6 protein-coding genes are annotated in these 6,779 nt (G+C 64.4%); 3 read left to right on the forward strand and 3 right to left on the reverse strand.

The annotated features are described in order from the left end of the window. Positions 1–86: 86 nt before the first annotated feature. A complete protein-coding gene (kbl, locus tag QM612_RS05735; RefSeq protein WP_415252937.1) occupies positions 87–1,283 on the forward strand; it encodes a glycine C-acetyltransferase in 1,197 nt (398 codons plus the stop codon). Between the two features lie 67 nt (positions 1,284–1,350). On the opposite strand, the gene QM612_RS05740 is transcribed toward kbl, so the two are convergent. The 3 genes from QM612_RS05740 to QM612_RS05750 all read right to left on the reverse strand — a co-directional run bounded on the left by QM612_RS05740 (position 1,351) and on the right by QM612_RS05750 (position 3,802). Next, positions 1,351–2,067 carry a pseudouridine synthase gene (locus tag QM612_RS05740; RefSeq protein ID WP_415252938.1) on the reverse strand — a complete coding sequence of 239 codons (717 nt, stop codon included), beginning with the start codon at positions 2,065–2,067 and terminating at the stop codon, positions 1,351–1,353. Positions 2,068–2,093: 26 nt separating this feature from the next. Then, positions 2,094–2,582 (reverse strand): hypothetical protein, encoded by a 489-nt coding sequence (locus tag QM612_RS05745; RefSeq protein WP_415252939.1) that lies wholly within the window; start codon positions 2,580–2,582, stop codon positions 2,094–2,096. 134 nt (positions 2,583–2,716) lie between these two features. Then, a complete protein-coding gene (locus QM612_RS05750; RefSeq protein ID WP_415252940.1) occupies positions 2,717–3,802 on the reverse strand; it encodes an OmpA family protein in 1,086 nt (361 codons plus the stop codon). 231 nt (positions 3,803–4,033) lie between these two features. Between QM612_RS05750 and QM612_RS05755 the strand changes: the two genes are divergently transcribed. Next, a complete protein-coding gene (locus tag QM612_RS05755) occupies positions 4,034–6,052 on the forward strand; it encodes an FAD-dependent oxidoreductase (protein WP_415252941.1) in 2,019 nt (672 codons plus the stop codon). Positions 6,053–6,351: 299 nt separating this feature from the next. Then, positions 6,352–6,779, forward strand: a 428-nt coding sequence (locus QM612_RS05760) for a cell wall hydrolase (protein WP_415252942.1), incomplete at its 3' end; no start/stop codon positions are given.

Genomic DNA, 6,779 nt, shown 5'->3' on the forward strand with positions numbered 1-6,779 from the left:
GCGAAAGCGGGGATCCAGCGACTCTGATTCTCTATCCGAAAGACACTGGATTCCCGCTTTCGCGGGAATGACGAGCGAGAAAACGCATGTCACTCACCCAACGCTACGCCGACACGCTGGACGAAATCCGCGCCGCCGGCCTGTTCAAGTCCGAACGCATCATCACCGGCCCGCAGTCGGCGCAGATCACGCTGGCCGATGGCCGCAAGGTGCTGAACTTCTGCGCCAACAACTATCTTGGCCTCGCCGATCATCCCGACATCATCACCGCCGCCAAGGATGCGCTGGACAGCCACGGCTTCGGCATGGCGTCGGTGCGCTTCATCTGCGGCACGCAGGACCTGCACAAGCAGCTGGAAAAGACCATCGCCGATTTCTTCGGCACCGAGGACACCATCCTCTATGCCGCCTGCTTCGATGCCAACGGTGGCCTGTTCGAGCCGCTGCTGGACGAAAACGACGCCATCATCAGCGACGCACTCAACCACGCCTCGATCATCGACGGCGTGCGCCTGTGCAAGGCCAAGCGCTACCGCTACGCCAACTGCGACATGGCCGATCTGGAAACGCAATTGCAGCAAGCGCAGGCCGACGGCGCACGCACCATCATGATTACCACCGATGGCGTGTTCTCGATGGATGGCTTCATCGCGCCGCTGGATGACATCACTGCGCTGGCGAAACAGTACGGCGCGCTGGTACACATCGACGAATGCCATGCCACCGGCTTCCTCGGCGCCAGCGGGCGCGGCAGCGCCGAGGTGAAGGGCGTGCTGGACAGGATCGACATCTTCACCGGCACGCTGGGCAAGGCGATGGGCGGCGCGCTGGGTGGTTTCACCACTGCCAGGCGCGAAGTCATCGAACTGCTGCGCCAGCGTTCACGCCCCTATCTGTTCTCCAACTCGTTGCCGCCGCATGTTGCCGCTGCCGGCAGCAAGGCCTTCGAGATGTTGTCGTCTGCCGGCGAGCTGCGCGAGCGCCTGCGCGAAAACACCGCGTATTTCCGCGAGCGCATGACCGCTGCCGGCTTCGACATCAAGCCCGGCGCGCATCCGATCTGCCCGGTGATGCTGTATGACGCGCCGCTGGCGCAGCGCTTCGCGCAGCGGCTGCTGGAAGAAGGCATCTACGCGATCGGCTTCTTCTTCCCGGTGGTCGCCAAGGGACAGGCGCGCATCCGCACGCAGATGAGCGCGGCGCATACGCGCGAGCAGCTTGACCACGCGATTGATGCCTTCACCCGCATCGGCAAGGAACTCGGCGTCGTGCAGGGGCCGTAGGGGCAGCCCCTGTGGCTGCCCGCATTTCCCGAAGCCCATCGAGTTGGGCGACCACGGTGGGCCGCCCCTACGGCGACAATGCCGCCACCTCTGCCTCGGTCAAATCCCGCCACTGGCCTTTTGGCAAATCGCCGAGGGCAAGCGACCCGATACCCACCCGCACCAACCGCAGCACGCCGATGTCGAGTGCCGCAAGCAAGCGCCGAATCTGCCGGTTGCGGCCTTCGTCCAGCACGATTTCCAGCCACGCATGCTTTTCGCCAGCGCGCAGCAGCAATGCCGACTTCGCACGTAACCATTGACCTTCAACCTGCACGCCTGTCTGCATCGCCGACAACATCGCGGCATCGGGAATGCAGTCCACCTGTACGTGGTAGGTCTTGTCCGGCCCTGTTTCGGGATCGGTGATCCGCGCCGCCCATTGCGGATTGTTGGTAAACAGCAGCAGGCCTTCGCTGGCCTTGTCCAGCCGCCCCACCGGCGCGATCCACGGCAGGCCCGCACCATCGAAGCAGCGATAAACGGTATCGCGCCCCTGTTCGTCACGCGCGGTCGTCACCAGGCCGCGCGGCTTGTTGAGCATCAGATAGCGCGGCGCAGCCTGTGCATCCTCGCCATCAATCTCGATGACGGCCGCTTGCAGGTCAGTGGGATGCTCGGGATCACGCACGATGCAGCCATCCAGCCGCACGCGCCCTTCGCGCACCAGTCGCATCGCTTCGGTGCGCGAGCAGAGCCCGCGCTTGGACAGCACGCGCGCCAAGCCGTGGCGAGTCCCCGACATGCCGCGCATTCGACGTGTGTGGCGGATCAGTTACCCGACGTGGTGGCCGGTGCAGGTGCCGCCTGTGCGGGCTCATCCTTGCGGCCCACGACACGCACACCCTTGGACTTCATCCAGGCATCGAACTCGTCGGCGGTCATGCGCTTGCCGTTCTGGGTCATGTCGAAACGCCAGGGTGCATTGTCGTGCTCGGTGCGCGGCTTGTAGGCCGCAGGATCACCGGCACCGACTACCGGCGCAGCCGCCGCCTTGGCAACCGCACGGCAATTGTCCAGGCGAATGCGGGTCAGCACGTTGTCCACCGACAGCGCCTCGTCGAACGATTGCGACAGCACGCCGTTCGCGCCGCCGAGTTGGGTCGTGGCGGGCGCAAGCTCAACCGCCAGCGGCGAAAGCAGGGTCGGGCGCACCGGCATGGCCGAAAGCACGTCGCTGTTGCAGGCACTGGTAGTGGCCAGCAACGGCAGCGGCATCGCGAGCAGGAACAAGGCACAGCAGGCGCAACGAATGGACATGACAACTCCCCGGAAGACCGCGACAGTGTAGGCGTCACTTCCCACTGCGGCAATCGACGCACGCATTCGCATTGCAGAAAAAACGAAGCCCGGCACTGGGCCGGGCTTCGTGGACTTGCTTGGCTGAAGCCGTATTACAGGCTGTTCAGCTCGGTGCGGCGGTTGGTCTCGCTCTTGCAGCCCGGCAGCGTCTGCGCGGTCTGTTCCAGCGGACGGCTCTCGCCGTAGCCGACCGGGCCCGCCAAGCGACCGGCGTCAACGCCGTTGCTGGTCAGGTAGTCGTACACCGCCTTGGCGCGACGCTCGGACAGCGACTGGTTGTAGCCGTCCTTGCCGCACAGGTCGGTGTGACCGGCGACTTCAACGCGCAGTTCCGGATAACGCTTCAGGATCTCGACGGCCTCGTTCAGGATCGCCACCGCGTCAGGACGCAGGGTTGCCTTGTCGAAGTCGAAGTTGACGCCCTTCAGGTCGATCGAAACCGGCACCGGGCAGCCATCCGGACCGATGGTCTGGCCAGCCTGCGAACCCGGGCACTTGTCGTTGCAATTGTTGACGCCGTCGCCGTCGTCATCCAGATCGGCGCAGCTCTGCTGCGGAGCAACCGGAGCCGGGGCAACCGGGGCGGTCGGCTCCGGGCCAAGGGCGATGGTCATGCCGATCGATGCCAGAATGTCACCAAAAGCATCTTCCTGGTCCCCAATACGTGCCTGTTGATCGTCGAAATCAACGCGGGTTCCAAGTTCGGCACGCACACCTACGCGACCTGCCTGCGTCTGCAGGCCGACACCCAAATTCACCGCCAGGTTGGCGTCTTCATGCTGACCCGGGGAGTTGGCGCTCGGGGAAGCATCGTACTCCTCCTCGTGACGCTGCCAACCCAGACCACCACGCAGGTAAGGCCACCACTTGGAATCGGCATTGCGGAAGTGGTAACGGCCATCCAGCGACACGCCGTACTGGCTCCACCACAGGTTGTTGTTGACCGTCTTCTTCGGGTTCTGGTAGTTCAGCTCGGCTTCCAGCGAGAAGCGCGGGGTCAGGAACTTGCCGAAGCCCAGCGTGCCGAAGAGTGCGTCTTCGGTGCCACGATCGTTGTCCTGGAAGTTCACACCGGTCGAACCGGACACGTACCAGCGATCATCGAATTCCTGGGCAGACGCAGCCTGCGCCAGTCCCAGACCACCCAGAAGGGCAGCGCAGAGAAGTTTCTTGTTCATGTTTCAGCTCCTTGATTCAGTAAAAGAAACCGTGACGCAGTAAAAGAGTTGCTTCAGACGGCTGCATCCGCACGTCATGCCGCGCACTTTAATGGCGACAACGTGAAAGCGGCGTTAACACTACCATAACAGTTGCATCACCGCAAACATCTGGGCTTGCTGCCGCAGGCGCATGTGCAGGATGCTGGACGCAGCCATGCATCATACCGTACGCACCGGTATGCTTGATCGATGACGACTGCCTATCCGCACTTGTTTGCGCCCCTCGACCTCGGCTTCACCACCCTGCGCAACCGGGTGCTGATGGGTTCGATGCACACCGGGCTGGAAGACCGTGCAACAGACTTCCCGAAGCTGGCCACCTACTTTGCCGAACGCGCGGCCGGCGGCACCGGCCTGATCGTGACCGGCGGCATCGCACCCAACATGGCGGGCTGGGTGAAGCCCTTTGCCGGGCGATTGTCGATGCCCTGGCATGTCCGCCGGCATCGGCAGGTCACCGACGCCGTGCATGCACACGAGGGGAAAATCTGCATGCAATTGCTGCATGCCGGGCGCTACGCCTACCACCCGCTGTCGGTGGCACCGTCGAAACTGAAGGCACCGATCAACCCGTTCACCCCGCGCGCGCTGTCGGCGCGTGGCATCGAACACCATATCCACGACTTCGCCAACGCCGCGAAACTGGCCCGCGAGGCCGGCTACGACGGCGTGGAGATCATGGGCTCGGAAGGCTATCTGCTGAACGAGTTCACCGCGCCGCGCACCAACAAGCGCAGCGACGGCTGGGGCGGTGATGCTGCAAAGCGCATGCGCTTCGCGGTGGAAATCGTGCGTCGCGTGCGCGAAGCCTGCGGGCCGGATTTCATCCTCATCTATCGGCTGTCGATGCTGGATCTGGTCGAAAGCGGCAACGGCTGGGACGACATCGTGGCGCAGGCCAAGGCCGTGGAAGCCGCCGGCGCGACCATCATCAATACCGGTATCGGCTGGCACGAAGCGCGGGTGCCGACCATCGCAACATCGGTGCCGCGCGCGGCATTCGCAGGCGTGACCGCCAAGCTGAAACCACACGTCGGCCTGCCACTGGTCGCCACCAACCGCATCAACATGCCGGAGGTGGCGGAAGCCATCCTTGCATCGGGCGGCGCGGACATGGTGTCGATGGCGCGCCCGCTACTGGCCGATCCGCAGTGGGTGAACAAGGCGCGCGCCGGGCGCAGCGATGCCATCAATACCTGCATCGCCTGCAATCAGGCCTGCCTCGATCATGTTTTCGAAAACAGAAAAGCAAGCTGTCTGGTGAACCCACGCGCCTGCGCGGAAACCGAGCTCAACTACACGAGGACGGCAACACCGAAATCCATCGCCGTGGTCGGTGCCGGGCCTGCCGGATTGGCTTGCGCCACCGTCGCCGCCGAACGCGGTCATGCAGTGACCCTGTTCGATGCCGCCAGCGAAATCGGTGGCCAGTTCAACATCGCCAAGCGCATTCCGGGCAAGGAAGAGTTCCATGAAACCCTGCGCTACTTCGGCCATCGCATCGCTGAAACCGGCGTCGAACTGCGCCTGTCCACCCGCGTCGGTGCCGATGCACTGACAGGTTTCGATGACGTCGTCGTCGCCACCGGCGTGACCCCGCGCGCTGCCGGCTTCCCCGGCCATGACCATCCCAAGGTGGTCGGCTACCTCGACGTGCTGGAAGGCCGGGTGGTGCCGGGCCGCAAAGTGGCGATCATCGGTGCCGGCGGGATTGGATTTGACGTGGGCGAATATCTGGTCGAATCCGGCCCGTCGGCCGCGCTGGATGCGCAGCGCTGGATGGCCGAATGGGGCATCGACCCGAACTTCGAAGCCCCCGGCGGGCTGGCGAAGCCACACCCGGAACCACCCGCGCGGCAGGTCTGGCTGCTGCAGCGCAGCCCCGGCAAGCCCGGCGCGCGGCTGGGCAAGACCACCGGCTGGATCCATCGCGCCACCCTCAAGGCCAAGGGCGTGAAGATGCTGGGCGGCGTGGAATATCTGGGCGTGGACGATGCCGGCCTGCATATCCGGGTGGATGACTCCGAGCAGGTGCTGGACGTGGATCACATCGTGGTCTGTGCCGGTCAGGAGCCGCGCCGGGAATTATTCGACACGCTGCAGGCGCAGGGCCGGCCGGTACACCTGATCGGCGGCGCAAAGCTGGCGGCGGAGCTGGACGCCAAGCGCGCGATAGCCGAAGGCAGCCGGCTTGCAGCCGTGCTTTGATGCACTGCATCGAATAAAAACTCAAATCAAATCAAACACTTCTGATTCTCTCGTTCAGCTGACGTTTGGGCAGGCCCGCCTAAGGTGCGCGCACTTCTGTCCTGTCTGGCTGCGTTTTTACGTATCCAATTACAACAGGCAACACCGGCACGCCGACCGAATCCAAAACGGTACGACGCGCCCGGGCAAAGGTCGCCATAGAGCTGCCGCCCTCCTAAGTACGCCATGACGTGACAACTGCCGGCCGGGCCTGTTCCGGTGCGACGGGAACCACGCCGCAACGGAGCAAGGAGTCCGACATGAAACTGGCGTGGATCCTCTGGTTGTCCAGCAACGTGCTGCCGCAGCCCGCCGCTGATTCGCTGTGCTTGTCCACCACCGTCTATCTGGAGGCGCGGGATCAGTCCGTGCGCGGCCAGCAGGCGGTGGCCGAAGTCGCCCTGCGTCGCCGCGACAGCGGCCTGTGGGGCGAGAACGTCTGCGAGGTGGTGACCGCGCGCAGGCAGTTCGCGCCGTCCATCGTCTCGCCGCGCACCCGCCTGTCCAATGCCGAAGCCTGGGCCGAGGCGGTGGGCGTTGCACTGGAATCCGAGCGCAACTGGGCCCTGCCCATCGGCCAGCGCAAGGAAATCGTGCCGGGTGCCAGCCACTTCGCCGCGATGTCCATCGCCAACCCGGTCTGGAGCAGCGCCTACCAGGTGGCCACCATCGGCGACCACACCTTCTA

The sequence above is a fragment of the Thermomonas sp. genome (genome assembly GCF_047606765.1).
GTDB lineage: Bacteria > Pseudomonadota > Gammaproteobacteria > Xanthomonadales > Xanthomonadaceae > Thermomonas.

Coding starts and splice junctions, on each gene's coding strand:
- kbl (WP_415252937.1), top strand. CDS start 87: ATGTCACTCACCCAACGCTACGCCGACACGCTGGACGAAATCCGCGCC.
- QM612_RS05745 (WP_415252939.1), bottom strand. CDS start 2,582: ATGTCCATTCGTTGCGCCTGCTGTGCCTTGTTCCTGCTCGCGATGCCG.
- QM612_RS05740 (WP_415252938.1), bottom strand. CDS start 2,067: ATGTCGGGGACTCGCCACGGCTTGGCGCGCGTGCTGTCCAAGCGCGGG.
- QM612_RS05755 (WP_415252941.1), top strand. CDS start 4,034: ATGACGACTGCCTATCCGCACTTGTTTGCGCCCCTCGACCTCGGCTTC.
- QM612_RS05750 (WP_415252940.1), bottom strand. CDS start 3,802: ATGAACAAGAAACTTCTCTGCGCTGCCCTTCTGGGTGGTCTGGGACTG.